Origin of the sequence: Streptomyces sp. NPDC087310 (genome assembly GCF_044744405.1) — a bacterium.
Lineage (GTDB): Bacteria > Actinomycetota > Actinomycetes > Streptomycetales > Streptomycetaceae > Streptomyces.
The window spans coordinates 126,696-145,728 of sequence record NZ_JBIUYF010000008.1; the positions used below are offsets into that span (position 1 = coordinate 126,696).

Annotated in this window: 16 protein-coding genes and 1 tRNA gene; 5 read left to right on the top strand and 12 right to left on the bottom strand. The window is 72.4% G+C overall.

Annotated features, from left to right (window positions below; translation table 11 throughout):
• Positions 1-79 precede the first annotated feature (79 nt).
• The 9 genes from ruvA to pgsA all read right to left on the bottom strand — a co-directional run bounded on the left by ruvA (position 80) and on the right by pgsA (position 7,412).
• Positions 80-703 (bottom strand): Holliday junction branch migration protein RuvA, encoded by a 624-nt coding sequence (gene ruvA / locus ACIO3P_RS29125; RefSeq protein WP_329821664.1) that lies wholly within the window; start codon positions 701-703, stop codon positions 80-82.
• Positions 700-1,245 (bottom strand): crossover junction endodeoxyribonuclease RuvC, encoded by a 546-nt coding sequence (gene ruvC / locus ACIO3P_RS29130; protein ID WP_329821663.1) that lies wholly within the window; start codon positions 1,243-1,245, stop codon positions 700-702. Before ruvC ends, ruvA begins: the two co-directional genes overlap by 4 nt.
• 120 nt (positions 1,246-1,365) lie before the next feature.
• Positions 1,366-2,118, bottom strand: a complete 753-nt coding sequence (locus ACIO3P_RS29135; protein WP_249951051.1) for a YebC/PmpR family DNA-binding transcriptional regulator — start codon at positions 2,116-2,118, stop codon at positions 1,366-1,368.
• A gap of 63 nt (positions 2,119-2,181) precedes the next feature.
• Positions 2,182-2,772: a pyridoxal 5'-phosphate synthase glutaminase subunit PdxT gene (pdxT, locus tag ACIO3P_RS29140; protein ID WP_401854387.1), complete on the bottom strand. Its 591-nt coding sequence runs from the start codon at positions 2,770-2,772 to the stop codon at positions 2,182-2,184.
• Positions 2,772-3,674: a pyridoxal 5'-phosphate synthase lyase subunit PdxS gene (gene pdxS / locus ACIO3P_RS29145; RefSeq protein WP_329821660.1), complete on the bottom strand. Its 903-nt coding sequence runs from the start codon at positions 3,672-3,674 to the stop codon at positions 2,772-2,774. Before pdxS ends, pdxT begins: the two co-directional genes overlap by 1 nt.
• A gap of 92 nt (positions 3,675-3,766) precedes the next feature.
• The gene (locus tag ACIO3P_RS29150; RefSeq protein ID WP_401854511.1) at positions 3,767-4,318 is read right to left on the bottom strand and encodes a hypothetical protein; all 552 of its coding nucleotides are present in this window, start codon (positions 4,316-4,318) and stop codon (positions 3,767-3,769) included.
• Positions 4,319-4,648: 330 nt separating this feature from the next.
• Positions 4,649-5,809, bottom strand: coding sequence for a glycosyltransferase family 4 protein (locus tag ACIO3P_RS29155; RefSeq protein WP_329821658.1), 1,161 nt, complete (start codon positions 5,807-5,809; stop codon positions 4,649-4,651).
• The gene (locus ACIO3P_RS29160; RefSeq protein ID WP_329821657.1) at positions 5,806-6,711 is read right to left on the bottom strand and encodes a phosphatidylinositol mannoside acyltransferase; all 906 of its coding nucleotides are present in this window, start codon (positions 6,709-6,711) and stop codon (positions 5,806-5,808) included. The genes ACIO3P_RS29155 and ACIO3P_RS29160 overlap by 4 nt, the downstream gene beginning before the upstream one ends.
• On the bottom strand, positions 6,708-7,412 hold the full coding sequence (gene pgsA / locus ACIO3P_RS29165) for a phosphatidylinositol phosphate synthase (RefSeq protein WP_329821682.1): 705 nt from the start codon (positions 7,410-7,412) through the stop codon (positions 6,708-6,710). Before pgsA ends, ACIO3P_RS29160 begins: the two co-directional genes overlap by 4 nt.
• Positions 7,413-7,680: 268 nt before the next feature.
• On the opposite strand from pgsA, the gene ACIO3P_RS29170 reads away from it, so the two are divergent.
• Together ACIO3P_RS29170 and ACIO3P_RS29175 are read left to right on the top strand one after the other, a co-directional pair.
• Positions 7,681-9,897 (top strand): elongation factor G-like protein EF-G2, encoded by a 2,217-nt coding sequence (locus ACIO3P_RS29170; RefSeq protein WP_401854383.1) that lies wholly within the window; start codon positions 7,681-7,683, stop codon positions 9,895-9,897.
• Positions 9,898-10,119: 222 nt separating this feature from the next.
• Positions 10,120-11,775 (top strand): hypothetical protein, encoded by a 1,656-nt coding sequence (locus ACIO3P_RS29175; protein ID WP_329821655.1) that lies wholly within the window; start codon positions 10,120-10,122, stop codon positions 11,773-11,775.
• A gap of 69 nt (positions 11,776-11,844) precedes the next feature.
• Here ACIO3P_RS29175 and ACIO3P_RS29180 read toward each other — a convergent pair whose 3' ends face one another.
• Positions 11,845-12,408 carry an HIT domain-containing protein gene (locus ACIO3P_RS29180; protein WP_329821654.1) on the bottom strand — a complete coding sequence of 188 codons (564 nt, stop codon included), beginning with the start codon at positions 12,406-12,408 and terminating at the stop codon, positions 11,845-11,847.
• A 66-nt stretch (positions 12,409-12,474) separates the two neighbouring features.
• Here ACIO3P_RS29180 and ACIO3P_RS29185 point away from each other — a divergent pair, with 66 nt between their 5' ends.
• Positions 12,475-13,140 (top strand): potassium channel family protein, encoded by a 666-nt coding sequence (locus ACIO3P_RS29185; RefSeq protein ID WP_401854380.1) that lies wholly within the window; start codon positions 12,475-12,477, stop codon positions 13,138-13,140.
• Positions 13,141-13,171: 31 nt separating this feature from the next.
• Here the strand turns inward: ACIO3P_RS29185 and thrS are convergent, their stop codons facing one another.
• The gene (thrS, locus tag ACIO3P_RS29190; protein WP_329821651.1) at positions 13,172-15,148 is read right to left on the bottom strand and encodes a threonine--tRNA ligase; all 1,977 of its coding nucleotides are present in this window, start codon (positions 15,146-15,148) and stop codon (positions 13,172-13,174) included.
• A 256-nt stretch (positions 15,149-15,404) separates the two neighbouring features.
• Between thrS and ACIO3P_RS29195 the strand changes: the two genes are divergently transcribed.
• Positions 15,405-16,241, top strand: coding sequence for a 3'-5' exonuclease (locus tag ACIO3P_RS29195; RefSeq protein WP_329821650.1), 837 nt, complete (start codon positions 15,405-15,407; stop codon positions 16,239-16,241).
• A 59-nt stretch (positions 16,242-16,300) separates the two neighbouring features.
• Here the strand turns inward: ACIO3P_RS29195 and ACIO3P_RS29200 are convergent.
• Positions 16,301-16,372 (bottom strand) — tRNA-Val (locus tag ACIO3P_RS29200).
• 123 nt (positions 16,373-16,495) lie between these two features.
• Here ACIO3P_RS29200 and ACIO3P_RS29205 point away from each other — a divergent pair.
• A complete protein-coding gene (locus tag ACIO3P_RS29205; protein WP_401854377.1) occupies positions 16,496-19,006 on the top strand; it encodes an SCO7613 C-terminal domain-containing membrane protein in 2,511 nt (836 codons plus the stop codon).
• Positions 19,007-19,033: the final 27 nt, after the last annotated feature.

A 19,033-nucleotide genomic window follows, 5' to 3' on the forward strand; every position in this document is an offset into this window, starting at 1 on the left:
CACCTCGGGAAGAGGGCGCGTACGAGAACGGCCCGAATGGAGTACGGCGAGGGCCGGGGCAGGGCGGGCCCCGGCGGGCTCACCGTGTGCGGTTGAGGCTCTGGAGCGCGGAGCGCAGCAGCCGGGGCACGGGGGGCTGGGAGCCCTCCGCGAGGGCCGCCTCGGCCTCCGGGGTGACCTGGGCGACCGCTTCCTCGGCCTCGCGTCCGGCGTATCCCAGGCCGATGAGCGCGGCGTGGAGCTGGTCGCTCCAGGAGGCCGCTGCCGCCGCCCCCGCCTGCCGCCCCACGGTGACGCCCCGCGGCGCGCCGAGCCGGTCCTTCAGCTCCAGCAGCAGCTTCTGGGCGCCCTTCTTGCCGATGCCGGGGACGGCCGTCAGCGCCTTCTCGTCGCCGGTGGAGACGGCGAGGCGCAGCGCGTCGGGGCTGTGCACCGCGAGCATCGCCTGGGCGAGCCGGGGGCCGACGCCGCTTGCGGTCTGGAGCAGCTCGAACACCTGGCGTTCGTCGTCGTCCGCGAAGCCGTACAGCGTGAGGGAGTCCTCCCTGACGACCAGCGAGGTGGCCAGTCTGGCGTCCTGGCCGACGCGCAGCGCCGCGAGGGTGCCGGGGGCGCACTGGACGGCCATGCCGATGCCGCCGACCTCGATGACCGCGGTCGTCGGGGCGAGGGCGGCGACGGGGCCGCTGACGAAGGCGATCATCGCGTGACCTTCCGGACGGGGATACGGGAGGGACGGGCCGCCGCCTGGGCCTGCTGGAGGCGGTTCATGGCGGGGGCGCGCCAGATGTGGCAGATGGCGAGGGCGAGGGCGTCCGCAGCGTCGGCCGGTTTGGGCGGCGCTGCGAGCCGCAGCAGCCGGGTGACCATCGCGCCGACCTGCGCCTTGTCGGCCCGGCCGCTGCCGGTGACGGCGGCCTTGACCTCGCTGGGGGTGTGCAGGGCGACGGGGATGCCGCGGCGCGAGGCGCAGAGCATGGCGACCGCGCTGGCCTGGGCGGTGCCCATGACCGTACGCACGTTGTGCTGGGCGAACACCCGCTCCACGGCGACGCGCTCGGGCCGGTACTCGTCCAGCCAGGCGTCGATGCCCTGCTCGATGGCGACGAGACGCGGGCCGATCTCCTCGTCGGAGGGCGTACGCACCACGCCGACACCCAGCATCGTCAGCGGCCGTCCCGCGACGCCCTCGACGACGCCGATCCCGCACCGCGTCAGCCCGGGGTCCACACCCAGCACCCGCATCGCGCCCCCACTCTCTCGGTCATGCGTTCTCCCCGAGGGGAGAAGCCCTGATCAGACAGTATCGGTCGGCACTGACAACGGACCGGACCGACATCGAGGAGGGGGGTGCGAAGGGCGGGGTCAGGCGTCGACCTTCTCCATCACGTCGTCCGAGACGTCGAAGTTGGCGAAGACGTTCTGGACGTCGTCGCTGTCCTCAAGGGCGTCGATCAGCTTGAAGATCTTGCGCGCGCCCTCTTCGTCCAGCTCGACCTGCATGGTCGGGACGAAGTTGGCGTCCGCCGAGTCGTAGTCGATGCCCGCCTCCTGGAGCGCGGTACGGACCGCGACCAGGTCGGTGGCCTCGCTGAGCACCTCGAAGGACTCGCCGAGGTCGTTGACCTCTTCGGCGCCCGCGTCCAGCACCGCGCCCAGCACGTCGTCCTCGCCCAGCTCACCCTTGGGGACGATCACGACGCCCTTGCGGTTGAAGAGGTACGAGACGGAGCCGGGGTCGGCCATCGAGCCGCCGTTGCGGGTCATCGCGACGCGTACGTCGGAGGCGGCGCGGTTGCGGTTGTCGGTGAGGCACTCGATGAGCACCGCGACACCGTTCGGGCCGTATCCCTCGTACATGATCGTCTCGTAGTCGGCGCCACCGGCCTCCAGGCCGGCGCCGCGCTTGACGGCCGAGTCGATGTTCTTGTTCGGGACCGAACTCTTCTTGGCCTTCTGGATGGCGTCGAAGAGAGTCGGGTTGCCGTCGACGTCCGCGCCGCCGGTCCGCGCCGCGACCTCGATGTTCTTGATCAGCTTCGCGAAGAGCTTGCCGCGCTTGGCATCGATCACGGCCTTCTTGTGCTTCGTCGTAGCCCATTTAGAGTGGCCGGACATCTGCCTGTCTCCTTCGCGTAACCGGTACTGCTCCCGTTCGGCAGCGATCCTACCGGGCGGAGGTCACTGTACGGAGCGCACCATGTCGGTGAAGAAACGGTGCAGGCGGTGGTCGCCCGTCAGTTCGGGGTGGAAGGACGTCGCCAGCGCGGAACCCTGCCGTACGGCGACCACATGGCCCCCGTACTCGGCGAGCACCTGGACCTCGGCCCCCACCGACTCGACCCACGGGGCCCGGATGAAGACGCCCTCCACCGGCCCGCCTTCGACCCCGGCGACCTCCACGGCCGCCTCGAAGGACTCGTTCTGCCGGCCGAAGGCGTTGCGCCGCACGATCATGTCGATGCCGCCGACCGTCTCCTGGCCCGACCGCGGGTCGAGGATCTTCTCGGCGAGCATGATCATCCCGGCGCAGGTGCCGTACACCGGCATCCCGGCCGCCACCCGGGCACGCAGCGGCTCCAGCATGCCGAAGAGCGCCGCCAGTTTGGACATCGTGGTGGACTCACCGCCCGGGATCACCAGGCCCTCGACCTCGGCCAGCTCCTCGGGCCGCCGGACCGTCCTGGCCACGGCTCCCGCCGCGGCCAGGGCGGCCAGATGCTCCCGGACGTCCCCCTGGAGCGCCAGGACGCCGATCGCGGGGGCGCTCATCACCAGCCGCGGTTCGCGTAGCGCTCGGCCTCGGGCAGCGTGTCGCAGTTGATGCCGACCATGGCCTCACCCAGGTCGCGCGACGCCTCCGCGATGATCTTCGGGTCGTCGTAGAACGTGGTGGCCTTGACGATCGCCGCGGCACGCTTGGCCGGGTCGCCCGACTTGAAGATGCCGGAGCCCACGAAGACGCCCTCCGCGCCGAGCTGGCGCATCAGCGCCGCGTCGGCGGGGGTGGCGACACCGCCCGCGGAGAAGAGGACCACCGGCAGCTTGCCCAGCTCGGCGACCTCCTTGACGATCTCGTACGGGGCGCGCAACTCCTTGGCGGCGGCGTACAGCTCGTTGTTGTCGTAGCCGCGCAGCCTGGCGATCTCGTTCTTGATCTGCCGCAGGTGCCTGACCGCCTCGACGACATTGCCCGTCCCGGCCTCGCCCTTCGAACGGATCATGGCCGCGCCCTCGGCGATCCGGCGCAGCGCCTCACCGAGGTTGGTGGCACCACAGACGAAGGGGGTCGTGAACGCCCACTTGTCCGAGTGGTTGACCTCGTCGGCGGGGGTCAGCACCTCCGACTCGTCGATGTAGTCCACGCCCAGCGACTGGAGCACCTGGGCCTCCACGAAGTGGCCGATACGCGACTTCGCCATGACCGGGATCGAGACCGCGCCGATGATCCCCTCGATCATGTCGGGGTCGGACATCCGCGCGACGCCGCCGTCCTTGCGGATGTCGGCGGGCACCCGCTCCAGCGCCATCACGGCGACCGCGCCGGCGTCCTCGGCGATCTTCGCCTGCTCCGGCGTGACCACATCCATGATCACACCGCCCTTGAGCTGTTCGGCCATGCCGCGCTTGACGCGCGCGGTGCCGGTCTCGGGGTTCTGGGCGGTGGTGGACACGGGCGACCTCACTGACTCGTACGACGGGGGATCTCCAGAGAACGCCCCGGGACCAGTCCACAGCAAGGGCCAATGGGAAGCCGGTGGATCGTTCAGGACCCCGGCCGGTCGGCCAGCGCGACGGGCGGCTCGTCGTCCATCTCGAAGGCCAGCGGGAACGGCGCGTGCCCCGCGAGCCGGAACCAGCGCACCGTACGGTGGCGCCGCAGCGCCCGCGCGGCCCGTACGGCGTCGTTGTGGAACCGCCGCGCCATCGGCACCCGCCGCACCGCCGCGGCGAGCTCCCCGGCGGCGTCCTCACCACCGGGCGCCTCCCGTACGGCCTCCACCTGGGCGGCCTCCCCGAACACGGCCCGCAACGCCTGGCTCAACTCGCTCTCGGCCACCTCCCGCTGCTCCTCCTCGGCCTGCCGCGCGGCGTGCGCCGCCTGGTACAGCACGATCGAGGCAGCCGGATCGAGCACACCGGAGGTGGCCAACTCCTGGGTGACCGAGGCACGCCGCAGCAGTTGGGCGTCGAGGGCGGCCCGGGCGGCGTCGATCCGGGTGTGCAGACGGTCGAGGCGGCCGGCGGTCCAACTGAGATAGAGCGCGATCGCGACAACGGCGACGGCGATCCAGACGAAGGTGGTCACGCACGGCAGATTACGCGGACCCGCCCACCCATCTCACCCTCGGACGGCATCGGAGACACCCACCGGCAGGAGGGGTTCGGGGTCGGAGGAGGTGCGTGTCCGGACACTAAAGCGTGATTTGTGCCGCTCACGCTCCCGCAGTTGTCCCACTCACCCGCACGGCGGCGTAAATCATGCCGTCCGGACACGCACCTCCGGAGGCCCCGGGCCCCGGCCCCCGCACGCGCACCGGCACCGCCACCCCCGCCGAACGGCGACCCGCACCCGAACCCCCGCCGGACGGCGCCCCGCCCCCGCCGGAGGCAAACCGCACCCAACCGCGCCCCGCCGGAAGGCGCCCTAGTCCCGAGCCAGCCCGAACCGCGCCCGAAGCCCCGTCCGTTCGTCCGCCGCCACCGACGCCGCCCCGTCCGTCACCGTCTCGTACACCGCGAGGATGTCCGCGCCGACCGTCGACCAGTCGAAGCGCCGTACATGCGCGCTGCCCCGGGCGCGCAGCTCCGCGCGGCGGTCCGGGTCGCCGAGCAGCCGTACCGCCGCGCCCGCGAGCGCGTCCGCGTCCTCGTTGGTGAACAGTTCGCCCGCCGACCCGTGGTCCAGGACCTGGGCGAACGCGTCCAGGTCGCTCGCCAGGACGGCCGCGCCCGCCGACAGCGCCTCCACGAGGATGATGCCGAAGCTCTCGCCGCCGGTGTTGGGCGCGACGTACAGGTCGACGCTGCGCAGCAGCCGCGCCTTGTCCTCGTCGCTGACCATCCCGAGGAACTCGACGCGGCGGCGCATCTCCTTCGGCAGGGATTCCACCGCCTCCTTCTCGTCCCCGCGCCCCGCGACCAGCAGCCGGGCCTCCGGGTGGACGTCGAGGATCTTCGGGAGGGCCCGCATCAGCACCGGCAGCCCCTTGCGCGGTTCGTCGATGCGTCCTATGAAGCCGATCGTGCCGCCCTGCCAGGCCGGTTCGGCCTCGGCCCCGGCGAAGAAGTCGACGTCGACACCGTTGGGGATGACCACGGCGTCGCCGCCGAGGTGTTCCACCAGCGTGCGCCGCGCGTACTCGCTCACCGCGATCCGCGCGCTGATCTTCTCCAGCGCGGGCTGGAGAATCGGGTACGCCGCGATCATGGCGCGCGAGCGCGGGTTGGAGGTGTGGAACGTCGCGACGATCGGCCCCTGCGCCGCCCAGCAGCTCAGCAGCCCCAGCGACGGCGAGGCGGGTTCGTGGATGTGGATGACGTCGAACGTGCCGTCGTGCAGCCAGCGCCGTACCCGCGCCGCCGACAGGAAGCCGAAGTTGAGGCGGGCGACCGAGCCGTTGTACGGGACGGGCACGGCGCGGCCCGCCGAGACGACGTACGGCGGGAGGGGTGTCTCGTCGTCGGCGGGGGCCAGCACGGACACGTCGTGCCCGAGCCGGATGAGGTGTTCCGCGAGGTCCCTGATGTGGAACTGGACGCCGCCCGGTACGTCCCAGGAGTACGGGCAGACGATGCCGATCTTCACTCGGGCCCCCGGTCCAGGTCGGCGACCCACAGCCGTTGCAGCATGTGCCAGTCCTCCGGGTGTTCGGCGATTCCCGTGGCGAAGGCGTCGGCCACCGCCTGTGTCATCACAGACGTCTTTTCGGCGCGTGTGCCTGTCTCCGGTACGGCGACGGGCGGGAAGACCTGCCCCCGCATCACCCGGGTGTCGTCGAACCACAGCGAGACGGGCAGCAGCAGCGCCCCGGTCTGCTGCGCCAGCAGCGCGGGGCCCGCGGGCATCCGGGCGGTGTCCCCGAAGAAGTCGACCTCGACACCGGACGACGACAGGTCGCGGTCGGCGACGAGGGCGACGAGTCCGCCGGCGCGCAGCCGCCGGGCCAGGGTGCCGAAGGCGGCGCCGCCGGTGTGCGGCAGGACTTCCATGCCCAGGCTCTCGCGGTAGGCGACGAACCGGTCGTACAGCGTCTCGGGCTTGAGCCGCTCGGCGACGGTGGTGAACGGGACGTCGCGGGCCCGGGTGAGCCAGGCGCCCGCCAGGTCCCAGTTGGCCATGTGGGGCAGCGCCAGGATGACGCCGCGCCCGGTGGTGAGTCCGTCGAAGAGCCGGTCGATGTCCTTGATCTCGACGCCGTCGCGGACGCGTTCCGTGCTCCAGGCCGGCAGCCGGAACGACTCCATCCAGTACCGCATGTACGAGCGCATGCCGGCCTGGGAGAGCGCGGCGAGCCGTTCGGGTCCGGCGTCGGGCACGACCCGCGCCAGATTGGACTCCAGCCGCAGCACGCTCTTGCCGCGCCGTTTCCACACGGTGTCGGCGAGGGTCCTGCCGAGGGCGTTGGCCACGGGTTCGGGCAGCTTCTTGACCGTGCTCCAGCCGAGTCCGTACAGCGCGTCGGTCAGCTTGTCGCTCGCCGCGCTCATGACGAGGCTCCACTCCCCCGGGCGTGGTCGGTCCCCGCGTGGTCGGTCCCGTCGGGTCCGGCCGCCGCGGCGGCGTCGGCCTCGGCGGACTCACGGCGTACGGTCACCACCCGCTGGCCGAGGGTGACGAGGCTGCCCACGGCGACGATCCACAGCGCGATCGGCAGCAGGATGTCGATACCGGGGACGCCGAAGGCGTGCAGCCCGGCGAGGCCGGCCGCGACGAGGGAGATGACCAGCCGTTCGGCGCGCTCGATCAGCCCGTTGACCGCCACCGGCAGCCCGATGGACTCGCCCCTGGCCTTCGTGTACGACACGACCTGGCCGCTGGCGAGGCAGAAGATGGCGACCGCGCACAGCGCGGTGTTGTCACCGTCGCCCGCGTACCAGAGCGCGAAGCCGGCGAAGATCGCGCCGTCCGCGACCCGGTCGAGGGTCGAGTCGAGGAAGGCCCCCCAGCGGCTGGAGATGCCCGCCTGGCGCGCCATGTTGCCGTCGACGAGGTCGGAGAAGACGAAGAGGGTGATGACGATCGTGCCCCAGAAGAACTCCCCGCGGGGGAAGAAGACCAGCGCACCCGCCATCACTCCGGCCGTGCCGATGAGCGTGACCGCGTCCGGAGTGACTCCGCGACGGAGCAGAAACGCCGCGAACGGTGTGAGGACACGCGTGAAGAATGCACGCGCGTACTTGTTCAGCATGGCCTTCCCGAGGTTCGGTGGGCCGAGGACCCCTGCGGCCGTCGGCTGGCCCATCGTAGCCACGACCGCCGACCCGTACCGCCGGGCACCCGGGCCATGCCGCGTCGTACGACGTATGGACGCGCCATGGCGGGAGTGCGAAGCTCGAAGGACCACCGCGGGCATCGCCGGAGCTGCCCCGCGGCTCCCCCGGCCCGCTTCTCTCCGTCCCCTCACCGGCGCGCTCCTCACCGGCGCGCCCGGTGGAACCGATCGGGAGGCAGCAGTCATGGGCGACAAAGCCGACAAGGAACGGACACACCCCGGGGCCGCCGGCAGGGCGACGGCGGCCGACCGGCCCGCGTCCGTACGGAACGTGGTGCTGGTGGGCCACAGCGGCTCGGGGAAGACCACCCTCGTCGAGGCCCTGGCGCTCACCGCGGGGGCCGTGAACCGGGCGGGCCGGGTCGAGGACGGTGCGACGGTCTCCGACTACGACGAGATCGAGCACCGCCAGCAGCGCTCCGTACAGCTCTCGCTCGTCCCGGTGGAGTGGGGCGGGTACAAGATAAATCTGCTGGACACCCCCGGCTACGCCGATTTCGTCGGGGAGCTCAGGGCCGGTCTGCGCGCCGCGGACGCGGCCCTTTTCGTGGTGTCGGCGGCGCAGGAGGCGGACGCGGTGGCGGGGGCGACCCGGGCCGTGTGGGAGGAGTGCGCGGCGGTCGGGATGCCGCGCGCCATCGTGGTCACGCATCTCGACACGGCGCGCACCGGCTTCGACGAGATGACGCGGCTGTGCGCGCGGATCTTCGGCGGGGACGACCCCGACGCCGTACTGCCGCTCTATCTGCCGGTGCACGGCGCGGAGGGCCCCGACGGGCACGCGCCGGCCACCGGGCTCGTGGGGCTGCTCTCGCAGAAGATCTTCGACTACTCCTCCGGGGAGCGGCGGGTGGGCCCGCCGGAGCCCGCGCGGCTCCCGGAGATCGCGGAGGCCAGGGGCCGGCTGATCGAGGGGATCATCGCCGAGAGCGAGGACGAGACCCTCATGGACCGCTATCTGGGCGGGGACGAGGTCGACGTCAAGACGCTGATGGAGGACCTGGAGAAGGCCGTGACGCGCGGGGTGTTCCATCCGGTGCTCGCGGCGGCGCCCGCGCCGCCCGGCGCCCGGCAGGGGCTGGGCACGGTCGAGCTGCTCGAACTGGTCACCGGCGGTTTCCCGACCCCGCTGGAGCGCCCGGCGCCCGCCGTCACCACGCCGCTCGGCGCCCCGCGCCCGGAGATCTGCTGCGACCCCCGGGGGCCACTGGTCGCCGAGGTCGTCAAAACCGCCTCCGACCCCTATGTGGGCCGGATCTCTCTCGTACGGGTCTTCTCGGGGACCCTGCGTCCCGACGAGACGGTGCACGTGTCCGGGCACGGGCTCACCGACCGGGGGCACGAGGACCACGACGTGGAGGAGCGGGTCGGCTCGCTCTCCTCGCCGTTCGGCAAGCAGCAGCGGGTGCTGGCGCACTGTGTGGCGGGCGATCTCGCGTGCGTGGGGAAGCTGTCGCGCGCCGAGACCGGGGACACGCTCTCCGCGAAGGACGATCCGCTGCTGATGGAGGCGTGGACCATGCCGGACCCGCTGCTGCCGCTGGCCGTGCGGGCGCACAGCAAGGCGGACGAGGACCGGCTGTCCCAGGGGCTCGCCCGGCTGGTGGCGGAGGACCCGACGATGCGGCTCGAACAGAACCCGGACACCCATCAGGTGGTGCTCTGGTGCCTGGGCGAGGCGCACCGGGACGTGGCGCTGGACCGGCTGCGCGGCCGGTACGGGGTCCAGGTCGACGCCGTGCCGTTCAGGGTCGCGCTGCGCGAGACGTTCGGCGCGAGCGCCACGGGGCGCGGCCGGCATGTGAAGCAGTCCGGCGGCCACGGGCAGTTCGCGATCTGCGAGATCGAGGTGGAGCCGCTGCCCGCCGGGTCCGGTGTCGAGTTCGTCGACAAGGTGGTGGGCGGGGCGGTCCCCCGGCAGTTCATCCCCTCCGTCGAGAAGGGCGTACGGGCGCAGGCCGCGCGCGGGGTCGCGGCCGGCCATCCGCTGGTCGACATCCGGGTGACGCTGCTCGACGGGAAGGCCCACTCGGTGGACTCCTCGGACGCCGCGTTCCAGACGGCGGGCGCGCTGGCCCTGCGGGAGGCGGCGGACGGGGCGGCGATCCATCTGCTGGAGCCGGTCGCCGAGGTGGCGGTGCTGGTCCCCGACGAGTACGTGGGGCCGGTCATGAGCGATCTGTCGGGGCGGCGGGGGCGGGTCGTGGGCACCGAACAGGCCGGTCCCGGAAGGACCTTGGTACGGGCCGAGGTGCCCGAGCTGGAGATCGGGCGGTACGCGGTGGACCTGCGCTCGCTCGCGCACGGCGCCGGCCGCTTCAGTCGCGCGTACGCCCGCCACGAGCCGATGCCGCAGGCGGTGGCGGACCGTCAGCTCGCCCGCGAGGAGAGCACGGTGTAGGGCCTGCCACCCGGTCGGTCAACAGGGGGTGTCCGCCCACCCGTTCGACGGCGCCTCATACCCGGTGGGCGGGCGCTTGATGCCGGTTGGCGAAAGACAGCCAGTCCCATGACGCGGGCGGCGTCGCACCGTTACGCTGGGGTGCCCAGCTCCAGCAGGTGTGCGGGGCGCGCGGGCCGGGAAGAGGCCGCGGCAGCGAATCCTTGCGGCGAGGGGGCGGCAGTGGCGGACGATCTATTCGACTTCAGCCCGGGGGCACAGGTTCCGCTCCAGGGAGCGGCCGGGGGTACGGCGGCGACGTTCGCCCTCGCCTCGGCCGCGTACCGGGACAGTCCGCTCGAAGAGATCTCCAAGGCCGACAACGACTGGCACAAGTCGGGTGTGACCAAAGGCAAGTTCTCGCTCTTCGAGCCGAATCTGGGCGAGGCGTTCGCCCGGGCCGTGCAGCTCAGAACGCTGGGCGGCGGCCGGGGCCCGATCATCCAGTCCTTCGGCATGGACCCGCAGGCCGTGGTCGAGCACTGCCTCGCGGCGAACCACATCCGCAAGGAGCGGGACAAGAAGCTCACGGCGGTGACCGCGCTCCTCGGGCTGCTCTTCCTGCCCGGGCTGCTGATCTGGCTCGGCGTGTTCCAGTTGCGCCGCACCCTGGCGGGGGCCAAGGACCGGCGGGCCGGCGCGATCGGCGGCGCCCTGCTGACGGCCGTCGCCGTACTGGCGGTGATCGTCCTGATCAAGCTGCCCCTCGACGGCGTACTGAACTGGTATCTGCGCGGCATGGTCGTCGCCCCGGTCATCGGCTGGCTGCTCGCCAAGCAGATCTGCGAGGCGACCGCCAAGGATCTGCGGGCCCGCTGGGAGAGCCTGCTCTCGGGCGGCGGCACCGGCGCCAAGATCCCCGAGGCCGTCCCGGGGAACCCCGGCGACACCTCGCGGGAGGTGCTGCGCCAGGGCCTGGAGAAGCTGAGCGCCGAGCAGCGCTCGAACGTGGTCTTCTACGCCGGTCCCAAGGGGATACTCGGCATGGGCACCCGCTGGGGAAGCTGGCAGCTCGCGGAGGAGCTGGTCCCCAAGGTGGCGGGCAAGGAGATCCACCAGTTCCGCAGCTACGACGTGATACGGGCGATCCACGACCAGATGAAGCTGCTGGAGCGCGGCCCCCTCAACTCCGGTGGTTTCCCGACGCCTTCGGTCAAGCACTGGATCGTGTCACCGATCGGCGAGGGCGCGGGATCGGTCTCCTGGCCCGGGGGCCCGGAGGTGGAGGCGTTCCAGGTCAAGAGCCACGAGATACAGCGGATCTGCAACCACCAGCAGTTCGGCAGCGGGAACCGGCACTACCTGGGGGTGCAGTTCACCCTCTGGGAGAGCCAGTTGGTCATCACGATGATGATCTCGGTGACGGTGCTCCACGAGACGCTGCGCATCGAGGTCTCGGGGTACGCGCTGGGTCCCGTGCACTCGCTGTTCTTCGCGAAGCCGTCGCCGAAGAGCGTCACGCGCCCCAAGACCGTACGGTTCTGGGAGACCACGTCGAGGAATCTGCCGCTGGTCGAGCCGCGTGAGGCGGTCAGGCTCGCGGTGCGCGCCCCGTTCACCTGGTATCCGCCGGTCCTGGACTTCCTCGGCGGCAAGCTCAGCCTGCCCGAGCCGTTCGGCATGCGGCACGCCTGGGCCGACCAGCCGTGGCACCACCGCTTCATGGCCGACGACGCGATGCGCGCCGCCACCCCGGTCCTGCGGGTGGCGCACAACGCGGCGATGCGGGTGCTGGACGAGCACGGGGTGGACACCGAGCGCTTCAGCAACCGGTCGTCGTCGCTGATAGGTGCGGTGCAGGACCCGTCGCCGAAGAAGATCGACGCGTACGACGCGTAGAACCCGAAGGCGCCCGCCCCGGAGAGCCGGGGCGGGCGCTCAGGACGGGGCGGGCGCTCAGGACGGCGTCTACGAGCCGGTCGGCCAGGCGTCGGCCAGCATCGCGCGGGTGTCCGCCAGGAGCTGCGGCAGCACCCTCGTGTGGCCGACGACGGGCATGAAGTTGGTGTCGCCGCCCCAGCGCGGCACCACGTGCTGGTGGAGATGCGCGGCGATCCCGGCGCCCGCCGAAACCCCCTGGTTCATCCCGATGTTGAAGCCGTGGGCCCCGGACGCGGCGCGGAGCGCGGTCATCGCCCGCTGGGTGAGCAGCCCCAGCTCGGCCGTCTCCGCCTCGTCCAGCTCCGTGTAGTCGGCGACGTGGCGGAAGGGGACGACCATCAGGTGGCCGCCGTTGTACGGGTAGAGGTTGAGCACGGCGTACACGCGCTCGCCGCGCGCGATGACCAGCCCGTCCTCGTCGGATTTGGACGGGATGGAGCAGAAGGGACAGCCGTCCTCGGCGCCCGGCCCGGTGGGCTTGTTCTCACCCTGGATGTAGGCCATCCGATGGGGCGTCCACAGGCGCTGGAACGCGTCCTGGGTCCCCACTCCGATCTGCTGCTCCGGCTCACTCGTCATGCTGTGCAGCATATGACTTCGCCCGTGCGAGGCGTGTCGCCGGGCCCGCACCGGCCGCCGCCCGGCGATGCTGGGCCGATGCATGTCCACCACCGCACCGAACGGCTGCGCGGCTGGGAGCGGCGTACGGAGCTGCCGCTGCTCGTGGCCTCGCCGCTCTTCCTCGCCTGCTACGCGGTACGCGTCCTCGCCCAGGGCCCCGACCCGTTCTGGCGGAACCTCGCGCTGGTGCTGTCCCTGCTGATCTGGGCGGCCTTCGTGGTGGACTACGGCGTGCGGCTGGTCCTCAGCGGCCAGGGCGCGCGCTTCGTACGGACGCACTGGCTGGACACGGTCGTGGTGGTGCTGCCGCTGCTGCGACCGCTGCGGATCGTGAACACGTACATGGCGATCCAGCGGCGGCGCGACCGCCCCCGGCTGAGCCTGTACGGACGGGTGATGCTGTACGCGGGCATCACCGCGACCCTGCTCTCCTTCGCCGCCGCCCTCGCCGTCTACCAGCAGGAGCGCGGCGCTCCTGGTGCCACGATCCGTACCTTCGGGGACTCCGTGTGGTGGGCCTGTTCGGCGATCACCACGGTCGGCTACGGCGATGTGGCACCGGTGACGCCGCTCGGCCGGCTGTACGCGGTCTTTCTGATGGTGTGCGGGCTGGCGCTGCTGGGGGCGGTCACCGGGTCGTTCTCGTCCTGGCTGATCCAGGTCTTCGGCCGGGAGGACAAGGAAAGGCCCCCGGAGCGCTGACGCGCCTCCGGGGGCCTCCGCCACGAGTGGGTCACACCTGGACGCGACGCTCCACCACGTCGAGGAGCTTCGCCAGCGCCTCGTCGCGCGGTACGCCGTTCTCCTGCGAGCCGTCGCGGTAGCGGAACGAGACCGTGCCCGCGTTCATGTCCTCGTCCCCCACGAGGATCATGAACGGGACCTTCAGCTTCTGGTGGTTCCTGATCTTCTTCTGCATCCGGTCGGAGGACGCGTCCACCTCGACCCGCAGCCCCTTGGCCTTCGCCGCCTTCGCGAAGTCCTGGAGGTACTCGACGTGCGCCTCACCGATCGGGATGCCGACCGCCTGCACCGGCGCCAGCCAGACCGGGAACGCGCCCGCGTAGTGCTCCAGCAGCACCGCGAAGAACCGCTCGATCGACCCGAAGAGCGCGCGGTGGATCATGACCGGGCGCTGCTTGGAGCCGTCCGGCGAGGTGTACTCCAGGTCGAAGCGCTCCGGCAGGTTGAAGTCGAGCTGCACGGTCGACATCTGCCAGGTACGGCCGATCGCGTCGCGTGCCTGCACCGAGATCTTCGGGCCGTAGAACGCGGCGCCGCCCGGGTCGGGGACCAGCGGCAGCCCCTGCTTCTCGGCCACCTCGCGCAGCGTCTCGGTGGCCTCCTCCCACGCCTCGTCCGTGCCGACGAACTTCTCGGGGTCCTTGGTGGACAGCTCCAGGTAGAAGTCGGTCAGCCCGTAGTCGCGCAGCAGGTTGAGCACGAAGGTCAGCGTCGAGTCGAGCTCGTCCGCCATCTGCTCGCGGGTGCAGTAGATGTGCGCGTCGTCCTGGGTGAAGCCGCGGGCCCGGGTCAGGCCGTGCACGACGCCGGACTTCTCGTACCGGTAGACCGTCCCGAACTCGAAGAGCCGCAGCGGCAGCTCACGGTAGGAGCGGCCACGGGCGTCGAAGATCAGGTTGTGCATGGGGCAGTTCATGGGCTTGAGGTAGTAGTCCACGCCCTCGTCGAGCTGCATGGGCGGGTACATGCCGTCGGCGTACCAGTCCAGGTGCCCGGACTTCTCGAAGAGCTTCCCCTTGGTGGCGTGGGGCGTGTAGACGAACTCGTACCCCTCCTCCTCGTGCCGGCGGCGCGAGTAGTCCTCCATGGCCCGGCGGATGATGCCGCCCTTGGGGTGGAAGACGGCGAGGCCGGAGCCGACCTCGTCGGGGAAGGAGAAAAGGTCCAGCTCGTTGCCGAGCTTGCGGTGGTCGCGCTTCTCGGCCTCGGCGAGGAACTCCAGATGCGCCTTCAGCTCCTCCTTCGACGGCCACGCGGTGCCGTAGATGCGCTGGAGCATCGGGTTCTTCTCGCTGCCGCGCCAGTAGGCGGCGGCGTTCCGCATCAGCTTGAACGCCGGGATGTTCCGGGTGGTCGGCAGGTGCGGGCCGCGGCAGAGGTCCTTCCAGCACAGCTCGCCGGTCTTGGCGTCCAGGTTGTCGTAGATGGTCAGCTCGCCGCCGCCCACCTCGACGTCCGCGCCGTCGTCGGTCGAGGCCGCGCCCTTGATGCCGATGAGCTCCAGCTTGTACGGCTCGTCCGCCAGCTCCTCGCGCGCCGCCTCGTCCGTGACGACCCGGCGCGAGAAGCGCTGTCCGCGCTTCTGGATCTCCTGCATCTTCTTCTCGATGGCCTTGAGGTCATCGGGGGTGAAGGGGGTCTCGACGTCGAAGTCGTAGTAGAAGCCGTCCTTGACCGGCGGGCCGATGCCCAGCTTGGCGTCGGGGTGCAGCTCCTGCACGGCCTGCGCCATGACATGCGCGGTGGAGTGGCGCAGGATGTTCAGGCCGTCCTCGGAGGAGATCTCGACGGGCTCGACGACCTCGCCCTCGCCGATCGCGTACGCGAGGTCCTTCAGCTCACCGTCCACCCGGGCGGCCACGACGGTGCGCTCACCGGGGAAGAGTTCGGCCGCCGTAGTGCCCGTCGTCACCACGCGCTCTTCCCGCTCGGAATCGCGTTGGATGATCACACGGACGTCTGACACCGGTCTTCTCCTGACTCGTGGGGTGCGCACCCTGCGCATGGCGTACGCACTGCGCATCGTACCGAGCCGGGCGGGCGGCCCGCGAAACGGTTTACCGGGACGGCTCCCGGCGGCCCCGGGCGCCCCACCCGTCACCGTATGGCGATGGCCGGACACGGCGCGTATCGCGCGACCTGTCCGGGTATTACCGATTCGGGGGCGGTGGCGCACGATTCGCCACCGCGTGAGCAGTTCGAGAGGCTCGGGGAGTTCGGGAATGACATGTTGGTACGAGGGTCCGCTGGCCGCGTTCGGCACCGGGACGACGGGGGTGGACGCGGAGAAGGACCGGATCGTTTCGGCCGCGCTGATCGTCCAGGACATGACGGGGATACGGCCGAGAGTGCGGCGCTGGCTGGTCGACCCCGGGGTGCCCGTGCCGCCCGGGGCCACCGAGGCGCACGGCCTGACCGAGAACTTCCTGCACCGCAACGGCCGCTGGCCGGCGCCCGTGGTGGAGGAGGTGTCCAGGGCGCTGGCCGAGCAGTGCAAGGCGGGCAGGCCGCTGGTGGTGATGAACGCGCCGTTCGGTCTGACCCTCCTCGACCGGGAGCTGCGGCGCCATCGCGCCTCGTCCCTCGGCCGCCGGCTGGAGAACGTGTCGCTGTGCGTGCTGGATCCGCTGGTCCTCGACCGGCATCTCGACCGCTACCGCAAGGGCGGCCGCGATCTCACCGAGCTCTGCGCCCAGTACGCGGTGGGGACGGACGGGGTGGACGGGGCGCCCGACGGGACGGACGAGGAGCTGACCGAGCCGGCCTGGTCCACCTGGTCGGCCTTGCCGCCCGCCCCGGCCGGTCCGTCCGCGCCGGTCACTCCGGCCGTGATGGCCGCGGCGTCGGCCCTGTCGGCGCTGGAGCTGGTGCGGGCGATCGGGCGCCGGTTCGCGGCCCGGATGGAGCGCCTCTCGCCCCAGGAGCTGCACACGCTCCAGGCCGTCTGGCACGCGACGCAGACACGGGGACCCCAGGCGTGGTTCTCGCGCGGCGCCGGCGAGGGCGCGTCGGACCCCGCGTGGCCGCTCCGCCCCGAACTGCCCGCCGCCGCCGTCTGATCCGGTCCGCCGGACACACGCGAAGGCCGGTCCGTCAGCGACGGACCGGCCTTTCCCGGTGGGCGATACTGGGTTCGAACCAGTGACCTCTTCGGTGTGAACGAAGCGCTCTCCCACTGAGCTAATCGCCCGGGAACGACCTGAACCATACAGGCCCCGGCGGCCTTCCTTCAAACCGGACCCGAGGTACTCAGGCCACGATCTGAGTAGCCGCGCCCATGGCAGGGACTGTGTCCCGGACCACACTCCGTCGTATGGAGAACGTTCCGCATCCCGCCCGGGAACTGGCGCTCATCGACCAGGAATTGCACCGGATGGAGACGCGCAGAGGCCAGTTGCTGACGCGCCGCTCGTATCTGGTGACCGTACTGGCCCGGCCCGCCGCCCCGCCCCCGGCCACCCACGCCACCGCTTCCACCGCCTCCCCCGCCTCCCCCGCGGCCGCTCCGCCGAGCGCGCAGAACGTGCTGCTCACCCTCGGCGGAGTGCTGCTGACGGTCGCCGCGACCGCCTTCACCCTGGTGAGCTGGGGCCATCTCGGCATCGGCGGGCGCTCGGCGGTGCTGACGGTGATCACCCTCGCCGCGCTCGCCGTTCCCGCCGTGCTGCTGCGCCGGGGGCTCTCCTCGACCGCCGAGGCCGTGGCGGCGTTCGGGCTGGTGCTGACGGTGCTCGACGCGTACGCGCTCCACGCCGTGGCGCTGTCCGGAGTGGACGGGCTCCGCTACACGGCCGTCGCCTGTGCCGTGCTCGCCGCGCTCTGGGGTGGGTACGGGGCGCTGCTCGGCGGTTTGCGCGGCCCGCTGCCCGCCGCGGTGGTGACGGCCCAACTCCCGCTCCTCCTCTGGTCGGTGGCGGGCGGCTGGACGATGTCGACCGTGGCGTGGGCGCTGCTGGCGACGGCCGTCCTGGACACGGCGGTCGCGCTGTGGCCGCTCCCGCGCCGCACGGCGAACCCGGCGCGGCACCCCTCGCGGAGGGCCGCGCGTGGCCTGGTGGTCGCCGCCGCGTTCACGACCGCGGGTGTGGCGCTGTTCCTGGCCGCCTGGTCCTCGGTGGACGCGGGGACCCCTGCCGCGATGGCCGAACCCGCCCTACTGCTGCTCACCGGCGCGGCGCTCGGGCTGTTCGTGGCCCGGCGGGCGCCGGAGGCCGCCTTCGTGTGCGCGGCCGGGGCGGGGCTCGCCCTGGTCGTCGCGGTGGGCGGTCCACTGCGTACGGTCGTGCCGGCGGGCTGGGCCGTCCTCGGGTATCTGCTCTGCGCCGTCGGGCTGTTGGCGCTGGTACGGACCCGGCTGCCGCGTCGCGTGCGCCAGGGGCTCGGTGCGGCGGGCGGTGCGGTGACGGCCGTCTCGCTGCCCTGGGCTCTGCCCTCGGTCGTGGCCACGCTGCTGGGCGGGGCGACCCGGGTCACGGAGATCTGGTCGGGTGTGCCCGACGGGACGCGGGCGGCGCTCGGGGTGCGTCTCGCGTCGTCCTGGCAGCTCACGGCGCCGCTGGTGCTGGCGACGGCCGCCGGGACGCTGTTCTTCGCGTACCGCCTGCTGCCGCGTCTCGCGCCGGACATCGTGCCGGTCACCGATGTGCGGCGGTCGCGTACGGCGGCGCTGTGCGGTGCGGGGGTGCTCGGCTGGGCCACCGTGCTGGTGGTGCCGATCGTGTGGGACCTGCCCTACGCGGTGGCGCTGGTCGTCCCGCTGGTCCTGACGGCGGTGGCGCTGGCACTGGCCGTCCGGCCACGGGGGCCGATGGGCACGGCCGGTGCGCTCACCGCGCTGATCGTCGCGTCGGCGGGCGCGGCCTCGGTGGCGCCGCTCTCCCTCGCGACCCGGCCGGCGACGCTGACCGTGCTCGTGACGCTGTCGGCGCTCTTCGCCGCGGCGGCCGTGGCACTGCGGTCCGGGCCGGTACAGGGCCGGGACGGGAGCGAGGGCCCGGCGCTCGGGGAGCCGGTGCGCGCGCTCCTCGCCTGCGTCTGTGTCGGCCTCACGACGGCCCTGGTGGTCGCGGGGTCGGCGGCGGCCGGGCTGCCCGTCGCGACCGTCGCGGTGACGGTCCTGGCCGTACCGGCGGCGGTGGCGCTGCTCGGCGCGCGGCTGCGCGAGCACCCGGTGGCGGTGCCGGTCGAGATCACGGGCGGCGCCGCCGGGCTGCTCGCGGCCGGGCTCGCCCTGGGGAGTCTCCCGGTGCTGGCGCTGGTGCTCGCGCTGGGCGGCGTGATCGCGGCGGGTACGGCGGTACGCGTCGAGCGGCGCCGGGTGGCCGGCTACGCGGCGACGGCGCTCTTCGTCGCGGCGACCTGGGTACGGCTGGGCGCGTCCGGAGTGTCGGTCCCCGAGGCGTACACGCTGCCGGTGACGGTGGCCGCGCTGGCCGTGGGGGCGGTACGGCGGCGCCGGGACCCGGCGGCGTCCTCGTGGACGGCGTACGGGCCGGGGCTGGCGGCGACGCTCGCGCCGAGCCTGCTGGCCGCGTGGGGCGACCCGCACTGGGCGCGCCCGCTGCTGCTGGGGCTCGCCGCGCTGGCGCTGACGCTGGCCGGGGCCCGGCTGAGGCTGCGGGCGCCGTTGGTGCTGGGCGGGGCGGTGCTGGCGCTGGTCGCGCTGCACGAGCTGGCCCCGTACGTGGTGCAGGTGGTGGGCGCGCTGCCGCGCTGGCTGCCGCCGGCCCTGGCGGGGCTGCTGCTCCTGGGGGTGGGCGCCACGTACGAGCAGCGGCTGCGGGACGCGCGCCGGGTGCGCCGCAGCCTGGGCCGGATGCGCTGAGGCCCCCGGCCGTGGGGCGCGCCCCAC